Origin of the sequence: Chryseobacterium elymi (assembly GCF_003385495.1) — a bacterium.
Classification (GTDB): domain Bacteria; phylum Bacteroidota; class Bacteroidia; order Flavobacteriales; family Weeksellaceae; genus Chryseobacterium; species Chryseobacterium elymi.
Genome location: NZ_QNUH01000016.1, coordinates 34,950 through 52,464, shown reverse-complemented (window position 1 = coordinate 52,464; position 17,515 = coordinate 34,950). Strand labels below are relative to the sequence as shown.

Genomic DNA, 17,515 nt, shown 5'->3' with positions numbered 1-17,515 from the left:
TTTAGAATCTTTCTATTTAAGACCGTCTTAGCATTATTTAAAATAAAAGTATAGAAAGAAATTCCATTTTTTCTTAACTTGATAGAAATAAAACATCCTGATTATTTATCATAATTATCCCTTTTATGAATGGAAGGAATAGAATTTGTTGAATTGAGTAACGAAAGATATTTTCCGCTTTTAAATAAATAATGACGGAAAAGCTTTATTAAAAAGAAAAATTAAAATTAAGATATGACTTTTGATATTGATATGATCAAAAAAGTATATGAGCGCTATCCTGAAAGAATTGCTGCGGCAAGACAAATCGTGGGAAAGCCTCTTACACTTTCAGAAAAAATCCTTTACACCCATCTTTGGGAAGGTAATGCTACATCAGCACATGAAAGAGGAAACTCCTATGTAGATTTTGCACCGGACAGAGTAGCTATGCAGGATGCAACTGCGCAGATGGCGCTTTTACAATTTATGCAGGCAGGAAAAGCTAAAGTAGCTGTTCCTTCAACCGCTCATGCCGATCACCTGATCCAGGCAAGGGTAGGTGCTGAGTCAGATTTACAGGAAGGAATTAACAAAAACTCTGAGGTTTTCAACTTCCTGAGTTCTGTTTGTGATAAATACGGAATCGGTTTCTGGAAACCGGGAGCAGGTATCATTCACCAGGTTGTACTGGAGAATTACGCGTTCCCCGGAGGGATGATGATTGGTACTGACTCACACACGGTAAATGCAGGAGGTTTAGGAATGGTGGCTATTGGTGTAGGAGGTGCTGATGCAGTAGATGTAATGGCCGGAATGGCGTGGGAGCTTAAAATGCCAAAACTTATCGGGGTGAAATTAACCGGTAGAATGAGTGGCTGGACGTCTGCAAAAGACGTTATCCTGAAAGTGGCAGGAATCCTTACCGTAAAAGGTGGAACAGGATGTATCGTAGAATATTTCGGAGAAGGGGCAGAATCTCTTTCAGCAACAGGTAAAGGAACCATCTGTAACATGGGTGCTGAAGTAGGAGCAACAACCTCTACTTTCGGATACGATGATTCCATGAGAAGATATTTGGCAGCAACAGGAAGACAGGATGTGGTAGATGCCGCTGATAAAATAGCAGAACACTTAACGGGTGATGCTGAAGTGTATGCCAACCCTGAACAGTATTTTGATCAGGTAATTGAAATCGACCTTTCTGAGCTTACCCCACACTTAAATGGACCTTTTACTCCGGATTTGGCTACCCCTGTAGCAGAATTCAGGGCTAAAGCTGAAGCAAACGGATGGCCAATAGAAGTGGAATGGGCTCTTATCGGTTCTTGTACCAACTCTTCTTATGAAGACCTATCAAGAGCGGCTTCTATTGTGGAAGATGCAGTATCAAAAGGAGTTAAGCCTAAGGCGATCCTTGGGATTAACCCCGGTTCTGAGCAGGTAAAATTCACAGCAGAAAGAGACGGATTTTTAGATTCATTCAGAAAATTCGAAAACGCAAGAATCTTTACTAATGCCTGTGGACCTTGTATCGGGCAATGGGACAGAGAAGGAGCTGATAAAGGAGAGAAAAACTCTATCATTCACTCTTTCAACAGAAACTTTGCCAAAAGAGCTGACGGTAACCCGAACACGCACGCCTTCGTAGCTTCTCCTGAAATGGTAGCTGCTGTTGCCATCTCCGGAAGATTAGACTTTAACCCGATTACAGATACTTTAACTGCAGAAAACGGTGAGCAGGTAAAACTTGATGAGCCTAAGGGTTCTGAATTACCAGCCAGAGGATTTGCTGTTGATGATAATGGATACCAGGCACCATCTGAAGACGGTTCTTCTGTTGTCGTGAAGGTAAGCCCTACTTCGGACAGACTTCAGTTACTGGAAGAATTCCCGGCTTGGGACGGTAAAAACATTGAAGCAGCCAGAGTATTGATCAAAGCTTTCGGAAAATGTACTACTGACCATATTTCTATGGCTGGACCATGGCTGAAATACAGAGGCCATCTGGACAATATATCCAATAACATGCTGATTGGGGCTGTAAATGCCTATAACATGGAAACCAACCGTGTCAAAAATGAATTGACGGGTGAATATGGTGAAGTTCCGGCTGTACAGAGAGCTTACAAAGCTGCAGGAATCCCTACCATTGTTGTTGGAGACCAAAACTACGGTGAAGGTTCTTCAAGAGAGCACGCAGCTATGGAACCAAGACATCTTGGTGTAAAAGCAGTATTGGTAAAATCATTTGCGAGAATCCATGAAACCAACCTTAAAAAACAAGGAATGCTTGGAATAACTTTCGCTAATGAGGCTGATTATGACAAAATCCAGGAAGATGATGTGGTTAATTTCTTAGATCTTGATCAATTTGCTCCAGGAAAGCAGTTGACTTTAGAATTCATTCATACGGACGGAACCAAAGATATCATCATGGCTAACCATACGTATAACGATCAGCAAATCGACTGGTTTAAAGCTGGCTCTGCTCTTAACCTGATTAAAAAACAAGAAAATTAATTGTTAGATTAATTAATCATAGAAGAATCCGTCTCACAGCCAGTGAGGCGGATTCTTTGTTTTATCCTTCTATCTATTTTAAAACTTAAATTCTACTCTCGCGAAAACGAAGCGTCCACCAATACCATATTGTGAAACCTGTCTTGAATAGACAAACTGGTTATCAGCCGTTAACGAACTGATATTTGGGCTTTTGGAAGGCAATATATTGAATATATTATTAGTTCCTATCGTTGCTGAAATATTCTTGTTAAAATCATAACCTAAGGACAGGTCTGTCACAAAGCGGTCATCCAAAACAAAATGTTCTCTGCTTTCGGTAACGCCATCAAAGTTAGCATCCAAAACATCCGCATCGGTCACTTTTCCAAAGTAAGAATTCCTAAGAGCAACAGTAAGTGCAGAGAATTTCAGTGTATTGGCAAGAGTTGCTTTGATACGCGGTACAGCTTCTTCAAAATAAACTCTGTTTGGCTCAGAAAAATAATTATTAATCTGACTTACCAGTTTCGGCGAGGTATGAATATCACCAACTCTCTTGGTCTGATTAAAGTTAAGTCCCAAATTATTCTCCAAAGATATCCCCTCAGAAATTCTTGTATTCTGAGAAATCGTGATGTCCAATCCTTTTGTTTGGGAATCTACGGCATTAGCAAAAAAATTCGCGGCACTGGCTCTCGCCAGATCGAAAGCCCCTTGAAGCACAGCTTGATCCGAACCCGGTGCAAAACTGCCTTCCGGACGGTAGAATAAGTCCGTAAGAACCACTCTATCTTTAATCTTTATAAGATAGACATCTGCTGTAAATACCAGACTTAAAGCCGGAATCTTCCATGTAATTCCTGTACTGTACGATTGCGAAGTTTCCTGCTTCAACTTCGGAATTCCTAAAGCCTGGGCTGCTTCAGAATTATTTCTAAAAGTTCCGACCTGCGTTGTCTGACCCTGCTGAATCAGTGTAGAGGTGGAACTGTAGTAGATCTGCGCTAAAGAAGGTGCTCTGAATCCTGTAGAAACAGCTCCTCTCCAGTTGAAATTTTTAGCCAGTTTTACATTGGTCGCCAATTTATAATTAAAGGTAGAACCAAAGTCTGAATAATTTTCAAAACGCACAGCTCCCTCCAGCAACCACCAATCCGTTGGCTCTATCTCAACATCTGCATAAGCGGCAACACTGTTTCGGCTTCCGGAAACGGCGTTATCCGGGCTGAATCCAGGGAAAACCTGTGATCCGGCAGGTCTTACAGCTCCAAAAAAGTCGGTTACCTTCTCATTGTCAGGGGTAGCAGCGTTTACTACCCGCCCATATATATCATAGGAAACATAAGAGTTTTCATTTCCTGCATTCACCTTATAATTTTCATAACGATACTCTCCTCCGAAAGCCACATTTAAGCCATGAAGTACGTCATATTTTTTTGAGAAATCCAGATTGAGGGTATTCTGTGAAAATTCTGACCCTCCTGCTTTAAAAGTTCTTGGAGAATTGTCACCCAGAGAGGCATTAAATGTATTAACTACCCCGAAATTAAAAGCATTTTTTCCGAAAGAATTACTCAGATCTACATTCCAGCCATTCCATTTTCCTTTGATTCCTCCGGCTAAGGAGTAATCATTCACATTGGCTTCAATCTGCGGTAAATATCCATTGGGGGTTACTGCATTGATATTTCTTTCCGTATTCGGCAGACGGTAAAATCCTCCGGCATTTCCCAAACGGTAGCTGTAGCCTCCAAAAGAATAAACCTTCCAGTCTTCATTGACCGGAATTTCAGAATTGAAAAAAAGCTGTGCCGACTGCAGCTTAGATTGCCCAGCTCTTAAGCTGAAATCTTTTCTTTCCAAGCCTCTATAGTTGAGTTCCTGATCGGTAAAATCTTTTCCTAGCAGTCCTTGTAATGCTGCAATGGTGTTGGCTCCTGATATCTGATTTTTAAAATCCTGTGAAAAATAGCCAACCTGTGATGCATACTGCTTTACTGTATTAATGATCTGCTGAGTGTTGGAAGTATTGGTAATGTTTTTATATAATCCATCGATATTCACTCCGTTCTGCAATGCTCTGTAATTAATGGCATTATAAGCATTAAAGATGGGTCCCTGACGTTCTCCTGCTCTTGAATATGGATCACGGTATTGCACGGATCCAGTTACATTAATGAATCCCTTTTCACCTATTCTCGCTCCATAGTTGAGGTCTGCAGATATGGTCTGCCCATCTATTCCTCCAGAAAAATTATTGGCAACTGGTGAAGCATATCCTCCCAGGAAAACCTGTCCCGATAATCCTAGCCGTCTTTTAAGTCCTAAATTCACAACTCCGGCAATGGCATCAGAACCGTATTGGGCAGAAGCACCGTCTCTCAGTACTTCAATCTTATCCAGAGCAAAGGCAGGGATTGCATTAAGATCTGTTCCTACCGAGCCTCTTCCCGGTGTCAATGTAACATTAATCAACGAAGACTGGTATCTTCTTTTTCCATTAAGCAATACCAGAACCTGATCCGGACCCAGTCCTCTGAGAAGAGCGGGATCTACAAAATCGGTTCCGTCGTTCACCGTATGTGAAGTAGAAGAGAAAGAGGGCACCACGTAATTAAGGGCCTGACTTATATTATTAACAGGACTTTGTCTTAAGATCTTTGAGATATTGATAATATCTACCGGAACCGGAGTTTCTGTAAGGGATCTTCCGGCCCCTCTCGATCCAAGGATCACTACATCATCGATCTTTTTGGATGAGGTGGAATCTGACTGTCCAAAGTAAAATACTGAAATAAATACTGCTGAAGCTATGATTGTTTTTTTGTTGAAAGTATGCATGTGTTTTTCTATTTTTTATTACTGATTGTTTGTTTGATTTCAGGCCATAGTTTTCCTGCAACCTGTATTTCAGGTCGCTGTAAAAAGCCGGAATGTTTAAATTATTTTTTAAAGAAGTCTAGAAACAACAACACATGCACATGTGAGTATGGCATGAAAACAGGTCAGAATAACGAAGTGATACTTCATGATCTGAGAAACGAAAATTTAAATTGGTTTTGTGGTTTCCCTTGTCTTTAAACATTGATTTTATTTTTAAAACAAAAATGTCAAGATGGGAGAAAATAGAGAATAAACATTTTTTCCGGACATACCGGCTTATCTATTTCAGCACCTTGCTTGTTTTTGCAGGTTGCTATCCCATCTATGAGATTCTTGATAATTACGTGGCAAAGATATAATTATTTCGGAAATAAAAAAATAATTGCCCAAAAATTTAACTTTTCGCAAATTTCATCGTAACAAATCGTCCTTTTTTACGTCTAACTGAACAGTAGTAAAAAAACATTATGAAAAAAACTATATTAGCTTTATCCCTGCTGGGATCTTTTTTCGCCTATTCTCAGGAGAAAAGCAGCAATAATACAGAAAAGGAAAAGCAAATTGAAGGCGTAATTATTACGAAAACTAAAAAAGCCGTTGAACAGAAAGCAGACCGTACTATTTTTGACTTTTCTGAACAACCTCAGCTTAACAACGGTAATGTTCTGGAAGGCATTAAAAAACTTCCCGGATTGGTGTCTACCGATATTGCGGGAATGATGTATCAGGGCAAGATCCTGGATGTTTATCTGAACGGCAGACCTCTTAATATTACTTCGAATGAATTAAATTCTTTCCTTGAAGGAATGCCGGCCAATTCGGTAGACAGAATTGAAGTGATCACGCAGCCAGGAGCAGAATTTCCTGCCACTTCAGGAGGTGCCATCATGAATATCATTACAAATAAAAATGCCAATAAATATTTAACGGCAACTTATTCAGGAAATTACTCGTTTACCAATTACGATAAATTCAGAAGCAGAACTACCAATTCATTAAACTTAAATGCCAGAAACAAGTATTTCGGATGGCAGCTGAATGTTGGTCAAAACTATCGCGAAAGTATGCTGAATGGCGATCAGGATGTGCTTCTGCATAACAATACGGACAGAATAGGACGCGGATATTTTGCAAAATCAGGGCTGACTTTTGACCTTGGACAGGACAGATTATTGCTGAACTACGATATTTATCACAATAATAATGATAACTATACTGCGAGCAGAGGACTTGCCGATATCCCTGTAAGTCTTAGTCCTATCACATACCGGGAAGCTGATTATGAAGCATCGGATGTTGCTCACACCAATAACTTAAGACAGGAAGCTGTTGTAACGTATCAGAAGCGTTTCAGCGACAAATCTCAAAAGCTGGATTTCCAGTTCGGATATACTAAAGCTACTTCTAAATTCTCCCAGGACAATTTCTTCCAAAGAGGATTTTACACTGATACGAACCCGCTAGAACCTTTTCTTTTTTATCGTGGAGAAAATGTGCTCGATAATAAATCGGATATGCGGGTCGCGAATTTTAAGATAGACTATTCACAGCCGATTAAGCTTCTGGATGGTGGAAAGGTGAGTTTGGGCGGTTTGTATGAAAGACAGGATTATGATACGGAAAGTAAAGGCCTTACCAATCTGGAATATCAGAGACAGACGGCTTCTACCTACCTTGAATTTCAGGCTAAACTGAAAAAGTTTGACTTTACTTTAGGGGCAAGAGCAGAAAATTATGATATTTCCGGGATTACAAGAACCATAAAGGATAATGTTGTTTTGGAAAGAGATTTAACACCTTTCAATAAATTCAAGCTTTTTCCGAATGCAAGCGTACAATATAGTCTGATGAATCAGGTCTATATTGCAGCGAACTACAACAAAAAGATTACTCTGCCAAGTATTTCTGCCCTGAACCCGAACAACGTCATCTTTGCCGGCCCGAATACGGAAGTTACCGGTAACCCGGATCTTCAGCCCACGATCTTTGATAATTATGAATTGAAAGTTTCAGCGTTTGATTATGCCTTCATTGGGTACAGTGTAAGTTCTGCAAAAGATCAGGTAGCACAGATCATTATGAAAAACGGCAAGAACCTTTACAATAAACAGGTGAATATTTCGAATATGAAAATTCATAACTTTAATGTAGGTCTTCCCATACCGTTTATGATTTTCAGCAAGCCGATGAGCGAGATCATGAAGTTTAATTTTAACCCTGACAAAATTAACTTTATGTATCTGTATGCAGGTTATCAGAAACATGATATTGATAATTTAAACAATAAAGGCTTCTGGATCTTTAATATCATGACCCAGCTGCTTTTACCGAAAGACATAAAACTGACGGCTAATTATAGCTATCTTACTCCAAAAGCGGGATATTTCTACTTTACGGCGGATAAACCTTTCAACAATAACATGGATATTACACTGACGAAAAAGTTCATGAACAACCGTCTTACTGTTTCCGTTTTCGCGAATGATATTTTCAACGGGCAGGTGATGCAGGTGTATTCCAATCCGCCCGAAGGCCAGGCTGTAATGATCAGAAGTAAGTATGACACCAGAAATTTCGGAATTTCAATTAACTACAAAATTCCTACCAAGAATAAACTGGCTAAGGAAGATCCAAATATTCTGAATCAGACTAAAAAAGAAGACACAGGCGTTATGCAGCAGGCACAGTAATTTTTTAGAATTAAAAATCATAAAATGAGGCAGTAAAATTTCTTTACTGCCTCATTTATTTAAAAACAATATAATTTAACCTGAGTCCGGATAGGATATTCCTTTTTTAAGAATGTCAGGAAGTTTGAAGCCGGAAGAGGGAAGACATTGTCCTTAAAACAGAACTACAGTAAGCTATTAATCTTTTATGCCTTCATCAAATTTTTAATAAGTGTCAACTATTAACTTCCAGCCTCCCTCTTCCAGCTTCCTGCCCCTTAACCCCAACCCAGTTTAATTTAAAAATCTATGGTCTGGAATCTCCAGTTCAGAGCATCAATAAGGGTAAGTTGATTTGCTTGCACAGAAAGTTCGGTGATGATCTTTAAAACCTGCATAGCCATCATACTCCCTACAATGCCTGGTAATGCGCCCAAAACTCCGAGACTGTCACAATCCGGTAAATTTTCGTCAAAAGGTGGTTCCGGAAAGAGGTCTCTAAGGTTTTTACTTTCTTTATAGTTGAATACGGCGGTTTGTCCTGAAAAACCCAGAATACTTCCGTAAACCAAAGGCTTCCCAAGCTTCACACAAGTATCATTGATTAGGTATCTGGATGTAAAATTATCGGATCCGTCTACAATAATATCGTACTGAGAAAGGATTTCTTCTGCATTTGAGTCATCAATTCTTTTATCAATCCCTTCAAATTTCACCTGATGGTTAAGATTTTCAACAAAGACTTCAGCACTTTTCACTTTTAAGGCTCCAACGGTATTTTCATTGTGAATGATCTGGCGGTTCAGGTTATGAAGTTCTACCTCATCAAAATCTGCCACACCTAAAGTTCCGACTCCGGCAGCGGCAAGGTACTGAATGACCGGACTTCCTAAACCTCCGGCCCCAATGACAAGGACTTTGGAAGCCATTATTCTTCGTTGCCCATCCAGACCAACTTCTTCGATAAATATCTGCCGGCTGTATCTTGTAAAAATATCTTTGCTTTTCATTCCAAAATTGTTTTGAACCATTAAGATTTTTTAAGCTGTTAACAAATATTAAGATAAGCTCCGTTTTAAGATTAAAAAAAATCTATTGATTTTTCTTAATTAGACTTAATGATTTCAATGTTCTTAATGGTTTAATTTTTTAAATTCCGCTGTAGGCAGGATCCCAATCTTTCATCACCGGATCATATCCGGCTTTTCTGATGCTGTTTTTCACTTCTTCCATGCTGCGTTCGTCACTGGTTTCAAACTGTTCCAGAGATTCTACATCTACGGCGTAGCCTCCGGGATTTGTTTTTGAGGCTGCACTCATGGCCGTAGCTCCAAGTGATATGATATTGTCTCTGAACTTTTCATTTTCCCTTGTGGATATTGAAATTTCCAGGTCTTCATTCCATATTCTGTAGGCACAGATCAGTTGTAACAGGTCTTTATCTTCCATGATAAAATTAGGTTCAATAATTCCTTCTGCAGGTCTGAGTCTTGGAAAGGAAACTGAAAAACGACTTTTCCAGTATTGTTTCTGCAGGTAATCAATGTGAAGAGCATTGAAAAAACTGTCTACACGCCAGTCTTCAAGCCCAAGCAACACACCAAGTCCGATCTTATGAATTCCGGCACGTCCAATTCTATCAGGTGTATCCAATCGGAAGTTAAAATTAGATTTCTTTCCTTTAGGGTGGTATTCCTTATAGACTTCCTGATGATAAGTTTCCTGATAGACCAAAACGGAATAAACGCCTTCCTTATGCAGCTGGAGATATTCTTCTTCTGATAAAGGCTGTACCTCGATCGAGATATTAGCAAAATTAGGTTTCAATAAGCGGACGGCATTTTGAAAGTAAGAAATTCCGACTGTATTATTGGCTTCTCCACTTACTAACAGGACGTGATTCACTCCCATAGATTTTAGAACAGAGGCTTCTATCATCAGTTCCGTATCGGAAAGTGTTTTCCTTTTTACATTATTATCCAGGCTGAAACCACAGTAGGTACAGATATTCTGACATTCATTGCTGAGATACATGGGAGCATACAGCTGAATCGTCTTTCCAAAGCGTTTTTGGGTAAGGTGACGGGTCATTTTGGCCATCAATTCCAGTTCCTGTGCAGCGGCAGGGGAAAGAAGGTTGAGAAAATCATCCATCGTTTTTTGTTTCTTCTGAAGGCTGTTCAGTACTTCTGAGTGGGTTACTTTTCCAAGTCTTTCTTTTACCTCATCCCATTGATAGCGTTCAAAAATATCTTTAAAGCTGTTCATTGTTTGCTGATATTATTCAAATAAAAAAGAGGTCAGAGGGCTTGATGCTTCGGCATGATCTGCGATTGCACCCAAACCTGATTCAAAGGCTCTTCTTCCGGCAATAACGCCTTCTTTAAAGGCCAGAGCCATATTGACAGGGTTTCTTGCTACGGCTATTGCGGTATTGACAAGAACGGCATCAGCTCCCATTTCCATCGCTTTTGCGGCATCCGAAGGCGCCCCGATTCCGGCATCTACCACAACAGGAACATTGCTCTGACTGATAATGATCTCGAGGAAATCCAATGTTCTCAGTCCTTTATTGGTCCCGATTGGAGCTCCTAAAGGCATTACCACAGCAGTTCCGGCACCTTCCAGACGTTTGCATAAAACCGGATCAGCATGGATATAAGGCATTACGATAAATCCCAGTTTGGCCAGCTCTTCTGTTGCATAAAGGGTTTCAATAGGATCAGGAAGGAGGTATTTAGGATCAGGATGAATCTCTAATTTTACCCAGTTGGTTTCCAATGCCTCTCTTGCGAGCTGTGCTGCCAATACTGCTTCTTTTGCAGTCCTGGCTCCTGAAGTATTGGGGAGGAGATGAGCATTGGTTTCTTTTAATGAGTCCAGTAACCCGTCTTCTGCTGCACCAGAATCTATTCTTTTCAGAGCCATGGTGACCATATCTGTTCCTGAAGCGATCACAGAGGCAGCCATTTCCTGAAGGTTTCCGAATTTTCCTGTTCCTAAGAACAATCTTGACTCAAATATTCTGTCTGCTATTATTAATTTCTGATTATTCATATCATTTCTTTTTTAAATTCACTGATCACATATGGCTGGCTGGTAATCTCTCCGGAAACTGCGGCACCATATATCCCGATCTGCTGAAGAGGTTTTATATCCGCAAGCACAACTCCCCCAATCGCATAAATCTTCGGAATGGCTATCGATTTGTCTTTTACATTTTTAATAATATCCTGATAGCCTTCAAACCCCAGGATAGGGCTCAGTTTTTCTTTTGTAGCCGTAAATCTCAAAGGTCCTAAACCTATATAATCACATGGCTCGTTAATTCTCTGAAGGACATCTGAAAGAGTATTAGCCGTTCCTCCGATGATTTTATTTTTACCTAAAACATGTCTTGCAATTTCAATGGACATATCTTTTAAACCCAAATGAACACCGTCTGCATCAATTTCTTTTGCCATTTGAACATGGTCATTAATGATACAGACCGCCTGGTATTCTGAACAAAGTTTCTTTGACGTTTCACAGAGTTGGAAAAATTCGTTTTCATGAGCATTTTTCCAGCGTATCTGCAGCCATTTTATACCATTATCTAAAGCGTTCCGGATATTAAGCTCCTGCTCTTCTCTTGTTGATCCTTGTGATATGTATTGTAATTTTTCCATGATTAAACTGAATGAAAACCCAATAAAGAGGGGTTGCTTTTTAAAAATTTCTCGATATATAATTTTCCTTTTCTGCAGGCACCTTCCAGACTTTCTCCTTTTGCCAACCAACCTGCAATTGCTGAAGACAGCACACAACCCGAACCATGTTTTGGATAAAATTTATAGAATTCATCTGTATTTGGTTTCAATGAAATTTCTTTTCCGTCCCAGATCAGGATATCTGTACCTACTTTATCATTTCTGTGGCCACCTTTGACCAGTACAGCACAAGAATTCCGGTTTTGATTTAAAAGATTGTGTTCCTGTAAAACACTGTATTCATTATAATTGGGTGTGATAAGGTCAATTTTTTTTAAAACATCCGTCAAAAGAGATAAGGTTTCCAGGTCAAAAAAAGAAAACTCTGAAGTACTTTTTAATACAGGATCCCAGATGATTTTTACCCCGTCACTATGGTACTGTACAGTTTCTATAATTTTTTCCAGAAACACAGCATCTTTTACTATCCCGATTTTTACAGCCTGAACCGGATTATCTTTCATCAAAACCGTTACCGATGACATTATTTCGTCTAATGGACACCATTCTATATTTAAACATGTAGAGGCTGTCTGAACGGTCATTGCAGTGCATACGCCTAATCCCATTACACCAAGCTGCTCAAATGTCTTTATATCTGATAAGAGACCTGCTCCTCCTGAGGGATCAAATCCTGCGATACTCATTGTGAAAGGGCGTTCTTTCTGCATCTTTTGAATGTATTTAATGGCTGATCACTTTCCCAAACCGCACCTAATAGTGCTGCTCCATCTGCTCCGTTTTCAAACACTTTACAGATATTACTTTCGTTAATTCCTCCCAGTGCAATTAATTTTACGTTCTGATTAGCTCTGTATTTTATCTGTCCCATGACTGTTAATTCTTCACCGTAACCTTTTTTAGAAATACTTGGAAAAACGGGACTGAAAAATGAATACTCCCATTCTTTTCCCAACGCATTATAGGTCTCCATACCGTGAACCGAAGTGGAAAGAATGTTTTTCCCGACATGAGATTTATAAATCCCAGCATTCCGGTCTGTTTCTCTGAAATGAAACCGGGAAATATGATGATCCTTCCCCAAATCATCATATCCGTGTAATACCAACTGGGAATAAAATTCCTCATCAATACCATACAGGAAATTTTTCATTTCTTCCCGGCTTATCATTGGTTTTCTTATATGAAGCAGGTCCAATCCTTCCTGAAACAGCTGATTGATAATATCCGTCTCATTTTGAACCATTGTTTCGGGAGTGATAACCAGGATCATATATAAATTTCTTTTCCTTTTTCAATAAATTCCTGGGATTTGTCCAACATGCCTTTTTCTGCAGAATCCCTGATCTCCTGGGTAATCTTCATGGAACAGAATTTCGGACCGCACATAGAACAGAAGTGAGCTATTTTAGCTCCTTCTGCCGGCAGCGTTTCGTCATGATAAGCTCTTGCCGTATCCGGATCCAGTGAAAGATTGAACTGGTCTTCCCATCTGAATTCAAATCTTGCCTTACTTAAAGCGTTGTCTCTGTATTGTGCTCCAGGATGACCTTTCGCCAAATCTGCCGCGTGTGCCGCTAATTTGTAAGTGATTACTCCAACTTTTACATCTTCTTTGTTGGGAAGACCCAAATGTTCTTTCGGGGTTACATAACACAGCATCGCACATCCGAACCAACCAATCATAGCTGCTCCGATTCCCGAAGTGATATGGTCGTAACCCGGTGCAATATCTGTCGTTAAAGGTCCTAAAGTATAAAATGGAGCTTCATGGCATTCTTTCAATTGCTTCTCCATATTTTCTTTGATCATGTGCATGGGTACATGGCCCGGCCCTTCCACCATCACTTGTACGTTGTGTTTCCATGCGATCTTGGTCAGTTCACCTAAAGTTTCAAGTTCTGCAAACTGGGCAGCATCATTAGCATCCGCAATAGATCCCGGACGGAGACCATCCCCAAGAGAAAAAGCCACATCATATTTCTTCATGATCTCGCAAATCTCTTCAAAGTGGGTATACAAAAAGTTTTCTTTATGATGGTAGAGACACCATTTCGCCATGATGGACCCCCCTCTTGAAACAATTCCTGTAACTCTTTTTGCGGTAAGATGGATATATCTCAATAAAACCCCGGCATGAATAGTAAAGTATGAAACACCCTGTTCTGCCTGTTCAATTAAAGTATCTTTGAAAACCTCCCATGTCAGATCTTCGGGAACTCCTTTTACTTTTTCCAAAGCCTGATAAATTGGAACGGTACCAATAGGCACCGGACTATTTCTAATGATCCATTCTCTTGTTTCGTGGATATTTTTCCCTGTAGAAAGGTCCATAATGGTATCTGCACCCCAACGGCAGGCCCACACCGCTTTCTCTACTTCCTCTTCAATACTTGATGAAACAGCACTGTTTCCGATATTGGCATTAATTTTAACCAAAAAATTACGTCCAATGATCATTGGCTCGCTCTCCGGGTGATTGATATTATTTGGGATGATTGCTCTTCCTGCAGCAATTTCATCTCTTACAAATTCAGGACTTATCCTGCTTTTCGGAGTGTTGGCACCGAAACTGTTTCCGGGATGCTGAAATGACATTTCTTTAGATACTGTTTCCAGCTGCTCGATCCGTTGATTTTCCCTGATCGCTACATATTCCATTTCAGGGGTAATGATTCCCTGTTTTGCATAATAAAGCTGGGTGAGTTCGGATCCTTCTTTAGCTACCTTTGGTTTGTGATCATATGCAAAACGCAGTTCGTCAAGGCGGGAATCTGCAAGACGAGCTTTCCCGTATTCCGAAGTGATTCCGCTCAGAATGTCCACATCTTTTCTTCCCAGTATCCATTGCTCCCTGATTCGTGGAAGTCCTTTTGTGATATCAATGGATGCATTTTCATCGGTATAGGGCCCCGAAGTATCATAAATAGTAACCGGCGGGTTATCTTCCAAAGTTCCGCTGCTAAGTTTTGTGGGACTTAGGTAAATTTCGCGCATTGCTACGCTGATAGGATGTATTTTTCCTTCAACATAAATTTTCCTGGCGTTCGGAAATGGTGAACAGGTGATTGAATGAGCCATAAGTTTTTTGTATTATTAAGTGAATTAACCGCCCTGAGTGGCAGTAATGATTAAAACTGAATCTTTGTCTTTAAGGATTGTTTCTGTCCAGGCGGACAATGGAATAATACGGTTGTTGAGAGCCACAGCTATCCCTTTTTTCTTTCCGGGGATTTCCATAGCCATCAGCGCTTCCAGATTATCCGGAAGTACTTCAAATGTTTTCGTAGTGTGGTTGATTGTAATTTCCATTCCTAATTATTTTATATATACTTTAGGAATGGCCGTTATTGCACAATAGAATGTACAGTAAAGTCATTTACTTTTCCCTACGCTGGTATAATCCAGATCAGGTTCAAAGGGTAAAGTCTCAGTCTGTATGTTTACAGACACCCCTAAAGTTATGACGAAGGTAGGTATTTTTTCAGAACAGGCAAAATCTAAGTCTCAAAAACAAAAATCCGGAGCTGTTTAAAACTCCGGGCTTTTAATTTTTTACTTAAAAATTTATTTCTTAATCGCTTTTACGTGAGCAATATTTCCGTCTTTCATAGTCAGATTTAGAATGTATAATCCTGATTTCAATTCCCCTAAATAGATTTCTTGAGATGGATTATCAATAATTTTTATCATTCTTCCTGCACTGTCAAAAACCTGAATAGATTTTACTTTTTCAATATCAGTAATGGTTATGATATCTTTAAATGGATTAGGATATACTTTCATCTGATTTCTAGCATTCACTTCGGATGTACTTAAACACATGCTGTCCACTGTTGCAGTAACGGTTGTTCTTGCGCTTTCGCATTTACTGCTGATCTGCCAGTCATAGAAATAATAATAAGATGCTGTAGCGCTATTTCCGGTAAGGTTCCCGGCTGTTATAGATAATGCTCCCGGCACCGTAAATGGATAGCTACCCCAGGTCCCCCCGGATTCTCTTACCAATCCGGACACACTGCCTGACCTTGTCAGCATCATTAATTTATAATTGCTTCCCGGTGGAATTGTAAAATTCAAAGGAACATAAGTCTTTACATAGGGAGCTGCAGAACCGTTCAGGTTTACCGTAATTGTCTGTAATGTCACAGCAGGGGAAACATTGCCATCCTGTAAAGCAATTTCTACAGTTCCTGCTCCCGTACCCATTGGATATACATACACCCCATTAATAGTAACAGTAGAATAAACATCGAAAAGCAGACCTGCATCCTGAGTATAACCTGATGTAGATATAGCATTCGCCATTCCGGTTGAAGACGTACCTCCTGTTGAAGCAGTTACATAATAAGGTGTTGTGCTGCTTAAGACAGGTGTTGTAAAGCTCGGTCCTGTGCCTACTGCATTTCCCGCCGTAGGAGCATCATACCAGGTTATAGATGCTCCGGTATCTGCTGTAGCTGACAATGTTGCAGTCTGATTAGGACAAACAGTAGCACCAGCAGTTGTAAGAATTGCCGGTGGCAGACATTGTGTTACAATCTGTATAGGCTGAAGCGACCATACACTTGTATCTCCTCCTCCGCAATTTGATCTGATCCAGATATAATATACTGTAGAAGGTGCCAGTGATCCTATGGAAGCAAACATCCCCGAAACATTTGGATTAGTAGGTGCTGTAGAAGATGTTGGTGGTGTATTGGAAGTACTGTAATAAATATCATATCCTGATGGAGCTGATGGAGAAGCGGTCCAGGATATGGAAGCACTGTTATTGGTGGTTGTGCCTGCTGTAAGTCCCAATGGAGCATAGCATGTTGGCGGTGTCCAGATATACATTAACCCTGCAGAAGGCATTCCCGGAATTGAGTTAGCTGTATTGAATGCCTGTGTGCTGTTATTTGCTGTTCCTGCGGTAGAGTTTATAAATTCCAGTGTTGTGGCATTAAGCCGGGTATTAAAATCAGCTGAGGAAGTGCCCCTCAGCCCAATCTGAGCTGTTCCTGAAACAGTTGTACTTCCTACTAAATAAGTCCCGCTGCTATAAACCATTTCAATAGTATTCGAGGTTTCCTTTAAACGGATCTGAAATGAAAAGGCATATGCCGCAGTTGTAGAGGTACTGCTGTTGGGCCTGAAGTTTTTCCATTGTATAACAGCTTCCCTGTTGGGGGCCGAGCCCATTATTTCCCAACTTATATTGCCTGTGGCTCCAGCTATATCAAAAAAACTGCTTATATCTCTTCCAAAAACAGAAACTGCCCCGTCATAGCCTGTAGTACTTGATATTGGGGTGGTGGTGGTTGTACCCGGAGCTGTTGTACCAAAAGTAATAAATCCGTTCGTTGACACATTCAATGCATTGTACGACGTTCCGTTAAATACAAAATCGAACGGCAGGGTTAAAGGATAAACACTACTGTTAAGATTGGTTGCCGAAGTATTGCCGGTGGCATCCGCCAATGCAGTCCCTACAATGGGAGTATAGGTTCCGGAAGACTGGGCAAAACTATAAGCACTTACCTGTGCTGATACTAAAGTGCTGCCCGTAAGCAAAGCGGTAAAACCGAATAAGGCAATTTTTAAATAGTTTATTTTTTCTCTTCCCTGAGAAAAAAAATTGTAAAAATGTTTCATATGGGATTGGATTAAATTCCCAACTAAGATATTGATTTTTACAAAAAATTAAATAAAAAACAGAATTCACTGAGTAATTTATATTAAATATAATTAAAATAGGTAAATTTGTCATATATTATAGAAGAACAC

Annotated in this window: 12 protein-coding genes and 2 riboswitches; of the genes, 2 read left to right on the top strand and 10 right to left on the bottom strand. The window is 39.9% G+C overall.

All coding sequences use genetic code 11. The features are described from left to right. Positions 1-234 precede the first annotated feature (234 nt). The gene (locus DRF60_RS16210; RefSeq protein ID WP_116013054.1) at positions 235-2,502 is read left to right on the top strand and encodes an aconitate hydratase; all 2,268 of its coding nucleotides are present in this window, start codon (positions 235-237) and stop codon (positions 2,500-2,502) included. Positions 2,503-2,580: 78 nt separating this feature from the next. Here DRF60_RS16210 and DRF60_RS16205 read toward each other — a convergent pair whose 3' ends face one another. Further along, positions 2,581-5,325 (bottom strand): TonB-dependent receptor plug domain-containing protein, encoded by a 2,745-nt coding sequence (locus tag DRF60_RS16205; protein WP_116013051.1) that lies wholly within the window; start codon positions 5,323-5,325, stop codon positions 2,581-2,583. Between the two features lie 288 nt (positions 5,326-5,613). Continuing rightward, a riboswitch (SAM-I-IV-variant riboswitch) is annotated at positions 5,614-5,712 on the bottom strand. Between the two features lie 122 nt (positions 5,713-5,834). Here DRF60_RS16205 and DRF60_RS16200 point away from each other — a divergent pair. Beyond that, positions 5,835-8,057, top strand: coding sequence for an outer membrane beta-barrel family protein (locus DRF60_RS16200; RefSeq protein ID WP_116013049.1), 2,223 nt, complete (start codon positions 5,835-5,837; stop codon positions 8,055-8,057). Between the two features lie 278 nt (positions 8,058-8,335). On the opposite strand, the gene DRF60_RS16195 is transcribed toward DRF60_RS16200, so the two are convergent. The 9 genes from DRF60_RS16195 to DRF60_RS16155 all read right to left on the bottom strand — a co-directional run bounded on the left by DRF60_RS16195 (position 8,336) and on the right by DRF60_RS16155 (position 17,383). After that, positions 8,336-9,046, bottom strand: a complete 711-nt coding sequence (locus DRF60_RS16195; RefSeq protein WP_116013132.1) for a HesA/MoeB/ThiF family protein — start codon at positions 9,044-9,046, stop codon at positions 8,336-8,338. Between the two features lie 139 nt (positions 9,047-9,185). After that, positions 9,186-10,304 (bottom strand): 2-iminoacetate synthase ThiH, encoded by a 1,119-nt coding sequence (gene thiH / locus DRF60_RS16190; RefSeq protein ID WP_116013046.1) that lies wholly within the window; start codon positions 10,302-10,304, stop codon positions 9,186-9,188. Positions 10,305-10,316: 12 nt separating this feature from the next. Next, positions 10,317-11,093: a thiazole synthase gene (locus tag DRF60_RS16185; protein WP_116013043.1), complete on the bottom strand. Its 777-nt coding sequence runs from the start codon at positions 11,091-11,093 to the stop codon at positions 10,317-10,319. Next, on the bottom strand, positions 11,090-11,704 hold the full coding sequence (locus DRF60_RS16180; protein ID WP_116013036.1) for a thiamine phosphate synthase: 615 nt from the start codon (positions 11,702-11,704) through the stop codon (positions 11,090-11,092). The genes DRF60_RS16185 and DRF60_RS16180 overlap by 4 nt, the downstream gene beginning before the upstream one ends. A 2-nt stretch (positions 11,705-11,706) precedes the next feature. After that, entirely contained in the window at positions 11,707-12,456 is a 750-nt protein-coding gene (locus DRF60_RS16175; RefSeq protein WP_116013035.1) for a hydroxymethylpyrimidine/phosphomethylpyrimidine kinase, read from the bottom strand. Continuing rightward, complete coding sequence (locus DRF60_RS16170; protein WP_116013034.1) at positions 12,429-13,019, bottom strand: thiamine phosphate synthase; 591 nt, start codon at positions 13,017-13,019, stop codon at positions 12,429-12,431. Before DRF60_RS16170 ends, DRF60_RS16175 begins: the two co-directional genes overlap by 28 nt. Next, positions 13,016-14,827 carry a phosphomethylpyrimidine synthase ThiC gene (gene thiC, locus DRF60_RS16165; RefSeq protein WP_116013033.1) on the bottom strand — a complete coding sequence of 604 codons (1,812 nt, stop codon included), beginning with the start codon at positions 14,825-14,827 and terminating at the stop codon, positions 13,016-13,018. Before thiC ends, DRF60_RS16170 begins: the two co-directional genes overlap by 4 nt. A 24-nt stretch (positions 14,828-14,851) precedes the next feature. Further along, a complete protein-coding gene (gene thiS, locus DRF60_RS16160; protein WP_116013032.1) occupies positions 14,852-15,058 on the bottom strand; it encodes a sulfur carrier protein ThiS in 207 nt (68 codons plus the stop codon). A 57-nt stretch (positions 15,059-15,115) separates the two neighbouring features. Beyond that, positions 15,116-15,213, bottom strand: a riboswitch (TPP riboswitch). Positions 15,214-15,313: 100 nt separating this feature from the next. Further along, a complete protein-coding gene (locus DRF60_RS16155) occupies positions 15,314-17,383 on the bottom strand; it encodes an Ig-like domain-containing protein (protein WP_116013031.1) in 2,070 nt (689 codons plus the stop codon). Positions 17,384-17,515: the final 132 nt, after the last annotated feature.